Origin of the sequence: Streptomyces sp. WAC05374 (assembly GCF_004353505.1) — a bacterium.
Classification (GTDB): domain Bacteria; phylum Actinomycetota; class Actinomycetes; order Streptomycetales; family Streptomycetaceae; genus Streptomyces.
Map to the genome: position 1 here is coordinate 14,093 of NZ_SMNQ01000008.1, position 14,011 is coordinate 28,103.

The following is a 14,011-nucleotide window of genomic DNA, read 5'->3' on the forward strand; positions in this document are numbered from 1 at the left end:
GCGCCGCTTGCTGGTGGGGCGGGGCCGGTCGGCCCCGCTCGCGTCCCGCCCTCCGGCCGGGTGGCAGGCCGACGGCCCGGTCGGCGGCTGGGGCCGGGCGCCGGACGGTCGTGAATGGGGCGTAGGAGGCCGTGGAGGGCCCCTGCGGGGCGGGGGACCACCGGGTCGGGTGGTTTATGGGGGCCGCGTCGGGTGTGGCCCTGTGCGGCGCTCAGGGGTGTGACCCCTGAGCGGTGGGGGTGTCGCTGGGACGAAGTAGTCTTGAGTCCATGCCCGAACGCCGTACCGTCGCCCTTGTCACTCTTGGCTGCGCCCGTAACGAGGTGGACTCGGAGGAGCTCGCAGGCCGCTTGGCAGCGGACGGCTGGGAGCTCGTCGAGGAAGCCGCCGACGCGGATGTCGCGGTCGTCAACACCTGCGGCTTCGTCGAGGCCGCCAAGAAGGACTCCGTCGACGCCCTGCTCGAAGCCAATGATCTGAAGGACCACGGCCGCACCCAGGCCGTCGTCGCCGTGGGCTGCATGGCCGAGCGGTACGGCAAGGAGCTCGCCGAGGCGCTGCCCGAGGCCGATGGAGTGCTCGGCTTCGACGACTACGCCGACATCTCCACCCGCCTCCAGACCATCCTCAGCGGCGGCAGCGTCGAGGCCCACGCCCCGCGCGACCGGCGCAAGCTGCTGCCGCTCAGCCCGGTGCAGCGCCAGGAGGCCGCCGCCGCGGTCGCCCTGCCGGGCCACTCCCAGGAGCCCGCGCCGGCCCCGGCGGACCTGCCCGAGGGCATCGCCCCCGCGTCCGGTCCGCGCGCCCCGCTGCGCCGCCGGCTCGACACCAGCCCGGTCGCCTCCGTGAAGCTGGCCTCCGGCTGCGACCGCCGCTGCTCGTTCTGCGCCATCCCGTCCTTCCGTGGCTCCTTCGTCTCCCGGCGCCCCAGCGACGTCCTGGGCGAGACGCGCTGGCTGGCCGAGCAGGGCGTGAAGGAGATCATGCTGGTCTCCGAGAACAACACCTCGTACGGCAAGGACCTCGGCGACATCCGCCTCCTGGAGACCCTGCTGCCGGAGCTGGCGGCGGTCGACGGGATCGAGCGCGTACGCGTCAGCTACCTCCAGCCCGCCGAGATGCGGCCCGGGCTGATCGACGTCCTGACGTCGACCGAGAAGGTCGCGCCGTACTTCGACCTGTCCTTCCAGCACTCGGCGCCCGAGGTGCTGCGCTCGATGCGGCGCTTCGGGGACACGGACCGGTTCCTGGAGCTGCTCGACACCATCCGGGGCAAGGCCCCCCAGGCCGGTGTGCGGTCCAACTTCATCGTCGGCTTCCCCGGCGAGAGCGAGGAGGACTTCGCCGAGCTGGAACGCTTCATCACGCACGCGCGTCTCGACGCCATCGGCGTCTTCGGTTACTCGGACGAGGACGGCACCGAGGCCGCCACGTACGAGAACAAGCTCGACCAGGACGTCGTCGACGAGCGGCTCGCCCACCTGTCCCGGCTCGCCGAGGAGCTGACCGCCCAGCGGGCGGAGGAGCGGCTCGGCGAGACCCTGGAGGTACTGGTCGAGTCGGTGGACGGGACGCCGGACGGGGACGGCGCCGTCGGCCGCGCCGCGCACCAGGCGCCCGAGACCGACGGCCAGGTGGTCTTCACGACGACCGAGGGCCTGGTACCCGGCCGCATGGTCACGGCCAAGGCCGTCGGCACGGAGGGCGTCGACCTGGTGGCCGAGTGCCTTGAGGAGGCGGCCAGATGACCGGAGCCCCGGCATCCGCTGCGGGCGGCACGGGTAGGCCGGTGCCCGGCGGCAAGCTCGGCGCTGCGGCCGTGAATCAGGCCAGCCTGTGGAACATCGCCAACATCCTCACCATGGTCCGGCTGGTGCTCGTGCCGGCCTTCGTGGTGCTGATGCTCCAGGACGGCGGGTACGACCCGGCCTGGCGCGCCTGGGCGTGGGCGGCGTTCGCCGTCGCCATGATCACCGACATCTTCGACGGTCACCTGGCGCGCGCGTACAACCTGGTCACGGACTTCGGGAAGATCGCCGACCCGATCGCCGACAAGGCGATCATGGCGGCGGGGCTGATCTGTCTGTCGGCGCTCGGGGACCTGCCCTGGTGGGTGACCGGAGTGATCCTCTTCCGTGAGCTGGGCATCACCCTGATGCGGTTCTGGGTGATCCGCCACGGAGTGATCCCGGCCAGTCGCGGCGGCAAGATGAAGACCCTGGCACAGGGCACGGCGGTCGGGATGTACGTCCTGGCGCTGACCGGGCCGCTGGCGACACTCCGCTTCTGGGTGATGGGGGTGGCCGTCGTGCTGACGGTCGTCACCGGTCTCGACTACGTGCGACAGGCGGTGGTCCTGCGACGTCAGGGACTCGCGGCGGAACGAGCGGAGCGCTCCCGGACGGAGCCGGGGCGATGAACGCGGCGGCGCGGGCTCTGGCCCTCCTTGCGGAGAGTGACCAGACGGTCGCCGTCGCCGAGTCCCTCACGGGTGGTCTGGTGGCGGCGGAGCTGACCTCCGTACCGGGCGCCTCGAAGTCCTTCCTGGGGTCCGTCACGGCGTACGCGACCGCGCTGAAGCAGGACCTGCTCGGCGTCGACGCGGCCTTGCTGGCCCGGCGCGGGGCCGTCGACCCGGACGTCGCGTTGCAGATGGCGGCGGGTGTACGGGCGCGGCTGGGGGCCGGATGGGGGATCGCCACGACGGGTGTCGCGGGCCCCGACCCCCAGGACGGGAAGCCCGTGGGCACGGTGTACGTCGCCGTGTGCGGGCCGGTCGGCGGGCCCCTCGGCGCGGGGAAAGTCGCGGCACTGCGATTGAACGGCGACCGTGCGGAAATCCGTAGAGAGAGTGTACGGAGCGTGCTGGAATTGCTCGCGGACCAACTCTCGGAGAATGCGCGGGCACAGGATACGGAACAGAACGGGGGGAACTGATGTTTGCAGCCCTGAGTGAACACGTCATCGCTCCCCGCACGGCCGCAGCGCGAGGCGGTACGGTGGGGCGTGAAGGATGCGGCTACACGGTCCGAGGAGGGAGCCACCGATGATTCTGCTCCGTCGCCTGTTGGGTGACGTGCTGCGTCGGCAGCGCCAGCGCCAGGGCCGTACTCTGCGCGAAGTCTCCTCGTCCGCCCGAGTCTCGCTCGGCTATCTCTCCGAGGTGGAGCGGGGGCAGAAGGAGGCTTCCTCCGAGCTGCTCTCCGCGATCTGCGACGCGCTTGACGTACGGATGTCCGAGCTCATGCGAGAGGTGAGCGACGAGCTCTCGCTGGCTGAGCTGGCCGAATCGGCAGCGGCGAGTGAGCCGGTGCCGGCACCAGTACGCCCGATGCTCAATTCTGTGTCCGTGACGTCGGTGACGGGTGTGCCGACGGAGCGGGTGACGATCAAGGCGCCAGCAGAGGCGGTGGACGTCGTCGCCGCCTGAGCACTCCAGCGCGCGTGACCTTTGTGCGCACGCGTTTTTGAGGGCGCACGTTTTGAGCTGAGCCCCGGTCGGGTACCCGAATGGCCGACCGGGGCTTTCGTTTACCCCCGAATGCCCGTTTTAGGTCGTATGTGCAATGGTGGTTGGGCGTGCGCTCCCGCCGCACGCCGGAACGGAGGATTCGGATGTCTGTCGTGAAGAGCCCGCTGTCGGACGACGACCTGAAGGTGGTCGGCGAAGCGCTGCAAGGGGCACTGGTGGACGCGGTCGACCTGTCGCTGGTGGCGAAGCAGGTGCACTGGAACGTGGTGGGACCGCGCTTCCGCTCCATCCACCTTCAGCTCGACGAGGTCGTCGCCACCGCCCGCCAGCACTCCGACGTCATGGCGGAGCGGGCTTCGGCTCTGGGCGTCACCCCGGACGGGCGAGCCGGGACGATCGCGTCCAGCACGGCGATCAAGAACGTTCCCACCGGATGGATCAAGGACGATGAAGCCGTCAGGATCATGGTGGACGCGCTCGTGACGGTGATCGGACGGATGCGTGCGCGGATCGAGGAGACCGACAAGCCCGACCCGGTGACGCAGGACCTGCTGATCGCCCTCACCGCCGACCTCGAGAAGCACGCGTGGATGTTCCAGGCGGAGAGCCGTCAGGCGGACAACCCGTAGGCCCCGGCGAGCACACGGATGAACCGGACGGGAGGGTGTGCCGCAGCGCCCGGCGTGCGCCGGAGCCGCGCAACGGTACGCCCTCCCGTCACGTGATCGTCCCGGTCTAGCGTCGACCGGAGGAGGCGGCCATGGTACGGCGACGGGTTCCGCTGCCGGCGCTCGCACTCGCGCTGGTGCTCGGTGGGCTGTGGTGGTGGGCGGTGCTGAGACTGGCACTGGCACCCGGGCAGGCCGGACTCGTCGAGGGCACCATGGCGGCGAGCGGTTGGGGGCTGAGCCTGCTCCCCGTACACGTCGCCTCCTCCCGTGCGGGTGGGACGGGCGGTTCCGGGGGTGGTTCCGGGGACGGTGGGGCGGGCGGATTCGGGGGTGGTGTCGCTGGTGCGGGTGGTGTGGGGGTCGGCGCCGGGGGTGATGGTGGTTCCGGTGGCGGGGTCGGCTCGGGTGTTCTCGGTGGGGTCGGCGCGTGGCGCGGGGCCGGTACGTGGCGCGAGGTGTCCCGCTCCTGGGTTCCGGCTACCAGGGCATGGCTACGCCGCCATTCGGGCGGAGGATCTGGCCCGTCGTGAAGCACGAGGCGTCCGAGGCCAGATGGAGGACCGTGTGGGCGATGTCCTCGGGCTCCCCGACCCGGCCGAGCGGGGACAGCCGCACCATGCCCGCCTCGATCCGCCGCTGACGGTCGGCCTCATGACGCTGCGTCATGGGCGTACGAACCCAGCCGGGCGCCACGGCGTTGACGCGGATGCCGTGCGGTCCCAGCTCGGCGGCGAGCGTCCGGGTGAGCTGGACCACGGCTGCCTTCGCGACGCCGTAGCAGAGCAGGCCCGGGCTCGCCGCGTCCACCGCCCCTGACGCCATCGTGACGATGGACCCCGCCACGCCGTGCGTGATCATCGACCGGGCCGCCTGCTGACCCGCGTACAGGACGCCCTTGAAGTTGATGGCGAACACGCGGTCGAAGTCGGCGTCCGTCGTCTCCAGAACCGTGCTGGTGTGCATGACGCCCGCGATGGCGGCCATCACGTGCAGGGGCCCGGCGCTCTCCACGGCGGCGCGCAGGGCGTGGCGGTCGGTCACGTCGAGCGGGTGGATGCGGGCCGTGCCGCCCTGGGCGTCGATGAGCGCGCGGGTCCCGTGCAGCCCTGCCGCGTCGCGGTCCGCGCAGTGGACAGTGGCCCCCGCCTCGGCGAGCAGGACGGCGGTCGCTCGGCCGATGCCGCCGGCGGCCCCGGTGACGAACGCGCTGCGGCCCGTGAGGTCGTACGCCGACAGTGGCATGCCGGGACCGTACGCCGCGATCTGACGGACCGTCAACCAGTGGGGGGCTCCGGGGCCGGTGCGGGGCCGGACTGGCAGCCCGGGCACCAGTAGGAGATGCGCTCCCGTGCGGTCTCGTCCTTGCGGTGGATGGGGGTGCCGCAGCGGTAGCAGGGCCGGTTCTTGCGCCCGTAGACGTACAGCTTGCGGTCGGGGCGGTCGGTGGTGGTGATCGTCCGCCGGTCGAAGCGTTCCTTGTTGGCCTCCAGCAGGCGGTGCGCGGTGGCGACCAGCCGTTCCGGTACCCCGGGCGGGAGTTCGCCGACCGGGAGCCAGGGCGTGACACGGGCGAGGAAGGCCAGCTCGCACTTGTACACGTTGCCGATGCCCGCCAGGTTCCGCTGGTCCAGCAGCGCTTCGCCGAGGGGGCGTGCCGGGTCGGCGCACACCCTGCGCACGGCTTCCTCGAAGTCCCAGTCGGGGCCCAGGAGATCGGGCCCCAGGTGCCCGACGACGGACGGTTCGTCGGTGGTGCGGATCAGCTCCAGGACGGGGAGGCGGTAGCCGACGGCGGTGTGCGTCGTGGTGCCGAGGATGGCCCGGATCTGGTGGCCGGGGCCGCCGGTCCAGCGCTCGTCGGATGCGTAGACGCGCCAGGCGCCGTCCATCTGGAGGTGGGAGTGGAGGGTCAGGCCGCCCTCGATGCGGGTGAGGAGGTGCTTGCCGCGCGGCGTGACGTCGAGCAGTGTCCGGCCGGTGAGGTCGGCGGTGGCGAACCGCGGGACCCGCAGGTCGGAGCGGGTCAGCAGCTTGCCCGCGAGGGCGGTGTGCAGACGACGGGCGGTCAGCCAGACGGTGTCTCCTTCGGGCATGGGTCCATGATGCGGGACGTAGGGCGGGGGAGGGGCGGCGACGGCTACGGGACCGTACGGCTCTCGTGGCCGGTCCATGCTGACGGCTTACGGCGCCGCTGCGGGGCGCTAGGCGCGGAGGCGGAGTCCTCGGGGGGTGGCGTGGAAGCCGGCCGCCTCCAGGGAGCGGGAGAGGGGCGAGGTGAGGGCGGCGGCGCCGTTGATCCGCTCGACCGTGACGGTGCCGAGGGAGCCGGCGCGGGCGGCTGCCGCGAGGGCGTCGGCGGCGGCCTGGAGGGCGGGGTCGTCCGGTTCGGTCGGCCAGGACAGCAGGGTCTTGCCGCCGCGCTCCATGTAGAGCGTGAGCTCACCGTCGACGAGGACCACGAGGGAGCCCGCCTTGCGGCCCGGTTTGTGGCCGGCGCCGGTGGGGGGTTCGGGCCAGGACAGCGCGGCGCCGTACGCGTTGGCCGGATCGGCGGCGGCGAGGACGACGGCGCGCGGGGCGGCCGCGGAGTCGGCGCGGTCGCGGGCGGTGGCCGCCGCCCGGAGACGGTCGACGGCACCGTCCATCGCGAACTGGGCGGCTCCCAGGCCCTCGACGACATAGCCGCGGCGCGCCTGGCCGCTGTCCTCGAACGCCGACAGGACGCGGTACGTCGCGGAGAAGCCGCCCTCCACACCCTCGGCGGCCACCGCGCCCCGGGTGACCACGCCGTGCCGGTCCAGCAGGGTGCGGGCCAGGGCGTGGGCGCGGTGGGTGGGCTCCGGCTCCGGTGGCGGGAGGAGCGACCAGCGGCCGCTGACGGTGGGCGGGCCGGAACGGGACACGGGGCGGCCGGAGGGGCGGGCGGCCGCGGTCAGGGTGCCGTACCGGCCGCGCGGGACGGTGCGCTTGGCGCGGTGTGCGGTGGACCCCGCCGTACGCCCCGAGCCGAGCAGGGAGCGCAGGGGTGCCAGGGTGTCGTTGGTGAGCCGCCCGGACCAGGCCAGGTCCCACAGGGCGTCGGCGAGCTGGGGGTCGGTGGCGTCGGGGTGCGTGGTCGCGCGGACCTGGTCGGCGATCTGGCGGAAGAACAGGCCGTAGCCGCCGGAGAGGGCGGTCAGCACCGACTCGTGGAGCGCCGTCAGCTCCAGGGGGTGGGGCGCCGGAAGCAGCAGGGGCGCCGCGTCGGCCAGGTAGAGCGACACCCAGCCGTCCTTGCCGGGCAGGGCGCCCGCGCCGGCCCACACGACCTCGCCGGTGGTGGTGAGCTCGTCGAGCATGGCCGGGCCGTAGCCGGCCACGCGGGACGGCAGGATCAGCTTCTCGAGGGCGGAGGCGGGGACGGGGGCGCCCTGGAGCTGCTCGATGGCGCGGGCCAGCCCGTCGATGCCGCGCAGGCTGTTGCTCCCCAGGTGCTGCCACTGGGGCAGGAACGTGGCGAGTGCGGCGGGCGGGACCGGCTCCAGCTCATGGCGGAGCGCGGCCAGCGAACGGCGGCGCAGCCGGCGCAGTACGGCCGCGTCGCACCACTCCTGGCCCATGCCGGACGGGTGGAACTCACCCTGCACGACGCGGCCCGCGGCGGCCAGCCGGTGCAGCACCCCGTCGGTGACCGCGATACCGAGACCGAACCGGGCGGCGGCCTGGGCGGAGGTGAACGGCCCGTGCGTGCGCGCGTACCGCGCCAGGAGGTCGCCCAGCGGGTCCTTGACCGGCTCGGTGAAGGCCTCCGGCACGCCGACCGGCAGGGCGGTGCCCAGGGCGTCGCGCAGCCGGCCCGCGTCCTCGACGGCCGCCCAGTGCTCGGCGCCCGCGATACGGACCCGGATGGCCCTGCGGGTCTTCTCCAGGTGCTCCGGCCACTGCGGATCGGCGCCGCGCTCGACCAGCTCGGCGCCGGTGAGGGGGCCGAGGACGCGCAGCACGTCGGCCACGCCCTCCACGTCCTTGACACGCCGGTCCTCGGTCAGCCACTGGAGCTCGCCCTCCAGCTCGGCCAGGACGTCCGCGTCCAGCAGCTCGCGCAGCTCCGCCTGGCCCAGCAGTTCGGCCAGCAGCCGCGAGTCCAGGGACAGCGCGGCGGCCCGCCGCTCGGCGAGCGGCGAGTCCCCCTCGTACAGGAACTGCGCCACATAGCCGAACAGGAGGGAACGTGCGAAGGGGGACGGCTCGGGGGTGGTGACCTCGACCAGCCGGACGCGGCGGGACTCGATGTCGCCCATCAGCTCCCGCAGCCCCGGGACGTCGAACACGTCCTGGAGGCATTCGCGGACCGCCTCCAGAACGATGGGGAACGAGCCGAACTCGCTGGCCACCTGGAGCAACTGGGCGGCACGCTGACGCTGCTGCCACAGGGGCGTGCGCTTGCCCGGGTTGCGGCGCGGCAGCAGCAGGGCGCGGGCGGCGCACTCGCGGAACCGGGACGCGAACAGCGCCGAGCCGCCGACCTGGTCGGTGACGATCTGGTCCACCTCGCCCTTGTCGAACAGGACGTCGGCGGCGCCGACCGGCGCCTGGTCGCTGTCGTACTCCGGGCCGGGCGTGGCCGGGTCCTGGTCGAGCAGGTCCAGGCCCATGAGGTCCGCGTCGGGCAGCCGCAGCACGATGCCGTCGTCGGCGTGCATCACCTGGGCGTCCATGCCGTACCGCTCGGTGAGCCGGGCGCCGAGCGCCAGCGCCCACGGGGCGTGCACCTGCGCGCCGAACGGCGAGTGCACCACCACCCGCCAGTCGCCCAGCTCGTCGCGGAACCGCTCCACCAGGATCGTCCGGTCGTCCGGCACGTGGCCGCACGCCCGGCGCTGCTCGTCCAGGTACGCCAGGACGTTGTCCGCCGCCCAGGCGTCCAGGCCCGCCGCCAGCAGGCGCAGCCGCGCGTCGTCCGGCGCCAGGGAGCCCACCTCGCGGAGGAACGCGCCCACCGCACGGCCCAGCTCCAGCGGCCGCCCGAGCTGGTCACCCTTCCAGAACGGCAGCCGGCCCGGCACACCGGGCGCGGGGGAGACCAGCACCCGGTCGCGCGTGATGTCCTCGATCCGCCACGAGGAGGTGCCGAGCGTGAACACGTCACCGACCCGCGACTCGTACACCATCTCCTCGTCGAGCTCGCCGACCCGCCCGCCGCCCTTCTTCGGGTCGGCGCCCGCCAGGAACACCCCGAACAGGCCCCGGTCGGGGATCGTGCCGCCGGAGGTGACCGCCAGGCGCTGCGCCCCGGGGCGGCCCGTCACCGTGCCGGCGACGCGGTCCCACACCACGCGCGGGCGCAGCTCGGCGAACGCGTCGGACGGATAACGCCCGGCGAGCATGTCCAGGACGGCGGTGAACGCCGACTCGGGCAGCGACGCGAACGGCGCGGCCCGCCGCACCAGGGCGAGCAGGTCGTCGAACTGCCAGGTGTCCAGGGCGACCATGGCGACGAGCTGCTGGGCCAGGACGTCCAGCGGGTTGGCCGGGACACGCATCGACTCGATGGCGCCCGAACGCATCCGCTCGGTCACCACCGCCGCCTGCACCAGGTCGCCCCGGTACTTGGGGAACACCACGCCCGTCGACACGGCACCCACCTGGTGCCCGGCGCGGCCGACGCGCTGGAGGCCGGAGGCCACGGACGGCGGCGACTCGACCTGCACCACCAGGTCGACCGCCCCCATGTCGATGCCCAGCTCCAGGCTGGAGGTGGCGACCACGGCGGGCAGCCGGCCCGCCTTGAGGTCCTCCTCGACCAGGGCCCGCTGCTCCTTGGAGACCGAGCCGTGGTGCGCCCGCGCCAGCAGGGACGGGGCGCCCTTGGCCGCGCCGGACTGCGCCATCACCTCGGCCGGGGACTGGTCCTCGGGCAGGGCCTCTCCGGTGGCCCGCTCGTAGGCGATCTCGTTGAGCCGGTTGCACAGCCGCTCGGCCAGCCGCCGGGAGTTGGCGAAGACGATCGTCGAACGGTGGGCCTGGACGAGGTCGGCGATCCGCTCCTCCACGTGCGGCCAGATCGACGGCCGCTCGGCCTGATCCGTGTCGGTCGCCGGGGACCCGCCGAGCTCGCCCAGGTCCTCGACCGGGACCACCACCGACAGGTCGAACTCCTTTCCCGACGGCGGCTGGACGATCTCCACCTTCCGCCGCGGGGACAGGTAGCGGGCCACCTCGTCCACCGGGCGGACCGTGGCGGACAGGCCGATGCGGCGTGCCGGGCGCGGCAGCAGCTCGTCCAGCCGCTCCAGGGAGAGCGCGAGGTGGGCGCCCCGCTTCGTGCCGGCGACCGCGTGCACCTCGTCCAGGATCACCGTCTCCACGCCGGACAGGGCGTCCCGCGTGGCGGAGGTGAGCATCAGGAACAGCGACTCGGGGGTGGTGATCAGGATGTCCGGCGGCCTGGTGGCGAGCGAGCGCCGCTCGGCGGCCGGGGTGTCGCCCGAGCGGATGCCGACCCGCACGTCCGGCTCCGGCAGGCCGAGACGGACCGATTCCTGGCGGATGCCGGTCAGCGGACTGCGCAGATTGCGCTCGACGTCGACCGCGAGCGCCTTGAGCGGAGACACGTACAGCACGCGGCAGCGCTTCTTCGCGTCGGCGGGCGGCGGCGTGGACGCGAGCCGGTCCAGAGAGGCGAGAAAGGCGGCCAGGGTCTTGCCGGACCCGGTCGGGGCCACGACGAGGACGTCCGACCCCTCGCCGATCGCCCGCCAGGCGCCTTCCTGGGCCGCGGTGGGCGCGCGGAAGGCCCCCGTGAACCAGCCGCGTGTGGCGGGGGAGAAGGAGTCGAGCGCAGTCCTGGCCATGCCCCCCATCGTGCACCCCGCCACTGACATTCCGGCGCGAGCAGCGCTGTCCGCACCATGGACGCCGAGGTCAGCGGGGTGCGGCCGGGGCGCAGAATGGAGGAATGGCGAGCAGACGGGGGCAGGAACAGCACGGCGAATGGGCCCGGCACTGGCAGTACCCCGGCGTGCCCGGGCTCGACCTGCTCCGCGCCCGGTACGTACGCCACTCCTTCACCCGCCACAGCCACGAGGGGTTCGTTCTGGGTGCCGTGCGGCGCGGGGTCGAGGACGTCGTCATGCCCGAGGGCACCATCCGGGCCCGCCCCGGCACCGTCGTCATGATCAACCCGGAGGTGCCGCACGCCGCGCACGCCGGGGTCCCCGAGGGCTGGTCGTACGCGACCCTCTACCCGTCGTCGGCGCTCGTCGCCGCGATCGCGGAGGAGGAGACGACCCTGCGCGGCACCGCCGGCTTCGCCGAGACCATCGTCGAGGACGAGGACACCGCCCGGCTCATCAGCGCCGTGCACCGGGCGGCCGAGGAGGGCAACGCGCTGGCCGCCGACAGCGTCCTGCGGGTGGCCGTCGCCCGCCTGCTGCGCCGCCACGGCCAGTCCCTGCCCCAGCGCCGGCCCCTGGCCGCCGGGGCCCGCACGGCCGCCCTCGCCAGGGAAGCCCTCCAGCAGCGCATGGCCGAGCCGCCGTCCCTGGACGCGCTGGCACGGGAACTCGGCACCAGCCCCTTCGCCCTGCTGCGCGCCTTCAAGGCGGCCTACGGCATGCCCCCGCACACCTGGCTGACCAACGCGCGCGTGCGTACCGCCCGCCGCCTGCTGGAGTCCGGTACCTCACCGGCCGCTGCCGCCGCCGCGGTCGGCTTCACCGACCAGCCCCACCTCAACCGGCACTTCACCCGGATCGTCGGCGTGCCGCCCGGCGCCTACCAGCGCGAGCGCGCAAGAACGTACAAGACCGGGCAGCTCCCGGATTCGTAACGTCGGGGCGTGGCAGAACAGACAGCACAGACAGCGCTCAGGGAAACAGGACCGCCGGCCGCGGTCCGGCCCGACCGGGCCGTCGTACGGGACGCGCTCGGCGTCGGCGTGGCCGTCGGGCTCTCCGGCTTCGCGTTCGGCGTGACCTCCGCCGGGGCCGGGCTCGGACTGCTCCAGACCTGCGCCCTCAGCCTGCTGGTCTTCACCGGAGCCTCGCAGTTCGCGCTCGTCGGGGCGCTCGCGGCGGGCGGGAACCCGTTCACCGCCGCCGCGGGAGCGTTCTTCCTCGGTACCCGCAACGCCTTCTACGGGCTGCGGCTGTCACAGCTCCTCGCCCTGCGGCGCCCGGTGCGGCCGTTCGCCGCCCACTGGGTCATCGACGAGACGGCGGCCGTGTCGCTCGCCCAGCCGGACCGGCGGGCCGCCCGGATCGGCTTCACGGTCACCGGACTCACCCTCTATGTGCTGTGGAACCTGACCACACTCCTGGGAGCGCTGGGCGCCGAGGCCATCGGTGACACGAACGCCTGGGGGCTGGACGCCGCCGGGCCGGCCGTCTTCCTCGCCCTGCTGGCGCCCATGCTGCGCACGGCCACCGAACGGGCGGTCGCCGCGCTGGCCGTCGTCCTGGGGCTCGGCTTCCTGCCGGTGCTCCCGGCGGGAGTACCGGTGCTGGTCGCGGCGCTCGCCGCGCCCGCGGTGCTGTGGTTCGAAGGACGCAAGGCCCTGCGTGCGGGCGGGAAGGGGACGGACCGATGACCGTCTGGATCGCCATAGGACTGACCGCCGCCGGCTGCTACCTCCTGAAGCTGGCCGGCCTCCTGGTGCCCGCCGGGGCGTTGGAGCGCCCGCTCGTGCAGCGGCTGTCGGCGCTGCTCCCCGTCGCCCTGCTGGCCGCGCTGACCGCGCAGCAGACCTTCAGCACGGACGCCTCGCTCGTCGTGGACGCGCGCGGGGCGGGCCTCGCAGCGGCGGCACTCGCCCTGGTGCTGAGGGCGCCCTTCCTGGTCGTGGTCGCCGCCGCTGTCGTGGTCACGGCGGGCGTACGCGCCATCGGCGGCTGACGGCGGCCTTGCGCGGCCCGACACGGCACGGAGAGGCCCCGTCACCCGGCCGCCGAGGTGGCCGGCGGTGAGCGGTCAGCCGTCGATCCGGCGGCCGTGGGCCCTGAGCGTACGCAGCGCCTCGATGGTCACGACCGGACGCGACTCCAGGGCGGTGCCCGGCGCCCACTGGCGCCATCGGACCGGCCAGCCGCCGTCCTCCTCCTGGTCCGCGGCGAGACGGTCCAGGGACCGGGCCATCTCCTCGTCGGTGAACCAGCGCCGGGCGAGTGAATCCGGCACGCGCGCGTAGTCGTGCGGGAAGTGATGCTCACCCGGGGCGTAGCCCGGCGCCACCGGAAACGCGTCGACGCGCTCCGGGTCGAGCACCGCCAGCCGCTGCTCCCGCACCAGGCGGCCGAGCCGGTCGGCGGCCGCCTCCGCGCGGGCCCGGTCCGGAACGCCGTCCAGGAACGCGACGGCGGCCTGGATTTCGTACGGATGCGACTTCTCCAGCGCCTCCACGGCCGCCCAGCAGAAGTCCGTGGCGCGGAACAGCCACGCGTGCCAGACCTGGTTGCGGTGGAGCACCCCGACCACCGGGCCGGTCGCCAGCAGCTCGCTCGGCGGGTCGTCCACGACCGGCATGAACGGCGCGACCGGATAGCCCCGGATCGAGGGGTGGAGGGCCGGGAGGGCCCCGTCGTGCGTGGACACCCCCGTCAGGTAACGGCAGACGCGCTCCACGCGCAGCCCGCCGCAGCGCCCGATGGAGTCCAGCACCCGCAGGGCCATCGCGGTGTGCAGCGGCTGGCTCACGGGCCCGCGCAGATCCGGCTCCAAGGCGTGTCCGTACCCTCCGTCCTCGTTGAGGTACGCGCTCAGGGCGGTCTCCACGGGGTCGGCGCCACCACCCAGGAAGTGATAGGCGAACCGCCGCTGTTCGAGCACGCGGGCCGTCAGCCAGATGAAGTGCTCGGCGCGGGAGAGGAGAGTTCCAGCCATGTTCCGACCG

At 73.6% G+C, this 14,011-nt stretch carries 12 protein-coding genes; 8 read left to right on the top strand and 4 right to left on the bottom strand.

What is annotated here, in order from left to right; genetic code table 11:
* The first annotated feature begins 269 nt into the window (after positions 1-269).
* The 5 genes from rimO (at position 270) to E2B92_RS17320 (ending at position 4,101) form a co-directional block, all read left to right on the top strand.
* Positions 270-1,748: a 30S ribosomal protein S12 methylthiotransferase RimO gene (gene rimO / locus E2B92_RS17300; RefSeq protein WP_126887633.1), complete on the top strand. Its 1,479-nt coding sequence runs from the start codon at positions 270-272 to the stop codon at positions 1,746-1,748.
* On the top strand, positions 1,745-2,419 hold the full coding sequence (pgsA, locus tag E2B92_RS17305; protein ID WP_126887634.1) for a CDP-diacylglycerol--glycerol-3-phosphate 3-phosphatidyltransferase: 675 nt from the start codon (positions 1,745-1,747) through the stop codon (positions 2,417-2,419). The genes rimO and pgsA overlap by 4 nt, the downstream gene beginning before the upstream one ends.
* Entirely contained in the window at positions 2,416-2,937 is a 522-nt protein-coding gene (locus tag E2B92_RS17310) for a CinA family protein (RefSeq protein WP_126887635.1), read from the top strand. The genes pgsA and E2B92_RS17310 overlap by 4 nt, the downstream gene beginning before the upstream one ends.
* A 109-nt stretch (positions 2,938-3,046) precedes the next feature.
* Positions 3,047-3,430, top strand: coding sequence for a helix-turn-helix domain-containing protein (locus E2B92_RS17315; RefSeq protein WP_126887636.1), 384 nt, complete (start codon positions 3,047-3,049; stop codon positions 3,428-3,430).
* A gap of 185 nt (positions 3,431-3,615) precedes the next feature.
* Positions 3,616-4,101 carry a Dps family protein gene (locus tag E2B92_RS17320; protein ID WP_126887637.1) on the top strand — a complete coding sequence of 162 codons (486 nt, stop codon included), beginning with the start codon at positions 3,616-3,618 and terminating at the stop codon, positions 4,099-4,101.
* 519 nt (positions 4,102-4,620) lie between these two features.
* Here E2B92_RS17320 and E2B92_RS17330 read toward each other — a convergent pair.
* The 3 genes from E2B92_RS17330 to E2B92_RS17340 form a co-directional block, all read right to left on the bottom strand.
* Complete coding sequence (locus tag E2B92_RS17330; protein WP_126887638.1) at positions 4,621-5,385, bottom strand: SDR family NAD(P)-dependent oxidoreductase; 765 nt, start codon at positions 5,383-5,385, stop codon at positions 4,621-4,623.
* A 32-nt stretch (positions 5,386-5,417) separates the two neighbouring features.
* Positions 5,418-6,236 carry an Fpg/Nei family DNA glycosylase gene (locus E2B92_RS17335; protein WP_126887639.1) on the bottom strand — a complete coding sequence of 273 codons (819 nt, stop codon included), beginning with the start codon at positions 6,234-6,236 and terminating at the stop codon, positions 5,418-5,420.
* 108 nt (positions 6,237-6,344) lie between these two features.
* Positions 6,345-10,976 carry an ATP-dependent helicase gene (locus tag E2B92_RS17340; RefSeq protein WP_126887640.1) on the bottom strand — a complete coding sequence of 1,544 codons (4,632 nt, stop codon included), beginning with the start codon at positions 10,974-10,976 and terminating at the stop codon, positions 6,345-6,347.
* 104 nt (positions 10,977-11,080) lie between these two features.
* On the opposite strand from E2B92_RS17340, the gene E2B92_RS17345 reads away from it, so the two are divergent.
* The 3 genes from E2B92_RS17345 to E2B92_RS17355 are packed head-to-tail and all read left to right on the top strand — an operon-like array spanning position 11,081 to position 13,017.
* Entirely contained in the window at positions 11,081-11,953 is an 873-nt protein-coding gene (locus tag E2B92_RS17345) for an AraC family transcriptional regulator (protein ID WP_126887641.1), read from the top strand.
* Between the two features lie 9 nt (positions 11,954-11,962).
* A complete protein-coding gene (locus E2B92_RS17350) occupies positions 11,963-12,712 on the top strand; it encodes an AzlC family ABC transporter permease (protein ID WP_126887642.1) in 750 nt (249 codons plus the stop codon).
* The gene (locus E2B92_RS17355) at positions 12,709-13,017 is read left to right on the top strand and encodes an AzlD domain-containing protein (RefSeq protein WP_126887643.1); all 309 of its coding nucleotides are present in this window, start codon (positions 12,709-12,711) and stop codon (positions 13,015-13,017) included. Before E2B92_RS17350 ends, E2B92_RS17355 begins: the two co-directional genes overlap by 4 nt.
* Positions 13,018-13,092: 75 nt before the next feature.
* On the opposite strand, the gene E2B92_RS17360 is transcribed toward E2B92_RS17355, so the two are convergent.
* Positions 13,093-14,001: a hypothetical protein gene (locus E2B92_RS17360; protein WP_126887644.1), complete on the bottom strand. Its 909-nt coding sequence runs from the start codon at positions 13,999-14,001 to the stop codon at positions 13,093-13,095.
* Positions 14,002-14,011: the final 10 nt, after the last annotated feature.

Excerpts from the sequence above, each read along its gene's own strand:
- rimO (WP_126887633.1), top strand. The coding sequence starts at position 270 with ATGCCCGAACGCCGTACCGTCGCCCTTGTCACTCTTGGCTGCGCCCGT.
- pgsA (WP_126887634.1), top strand. The coding sequence starts at position 1,745 with ATGACCGGAGCCCCGGCATCCGCTGCGGGCGGCACGGGTAGGCCGGTG.
- E2B92_RS17310 (WP_126887635.1), top strand. The coding sequence starts at position 2,416 with ATGAACGCGGCGGCGCGGGCTCTGGCCCTCCTTGCGGAGAGTGACCAG.
- E2B92_RS17315 (WP_126887636.1), top strand. The coding sequence starts at position 3,047 with ATGATTCTGCTCCGTCGCCTGTTGGGTGACGTGCTGCGTCGGCAGCGC.
- E2B92_RS17320 (WP_126887637.1), top strand. The coding sequence starts at position 3,616 with ATGTCTGTCGTGAAGAGCCCGCTGTCGGACGACGACCTGAAGGTGGTC.
- E2B92_RS17330 (WP_126887638.1), bottom strand. The coding sequence starts at position 5,385 with ATGCCACTGTCGGCGTACGACCTCACGGGCCGCAGCGCGTTCGTCACC.
- E2B92_RS17335 (WP_126887639.1), bottom strand. The coding sequence starts at position 6,236 with ATGCCCGAAGGAGACACCGTCTGGCTGACCGCCCGTCGTCTGCACACC.
- E2B92_RS17340 (WP_126887640.1), bottom strand. The coding sequence starts at position 10,976 with ATGGCCAGGACTGCGCTCGACTCCTTCTCCCCCGCCACACGCGGCTGG.
- E2B92_RS17345 (WP_126887641.1), top strand. The coding sequence starts at position 11,081 with ATGGCGAGCAGACGGGGGCAGGAACAGCACGGCGAATGGGCCCGGCAC.
- E2B92_RS17355 (WP_126887643.1), top strand. The coding sequence starts at position 12,709 with ATGACCGTCTGGATCGCCATAGGACTGACCGCCGCCGGCTGCTACCTC.
- E2B92_RS17360 (WP_126887644.1), bottom strand. The coding sequence starts at position 14,001 with ATGGCTGGAACTCTCCTCTCCCGCGCCGAGCACTTCATCTGGCTGACG.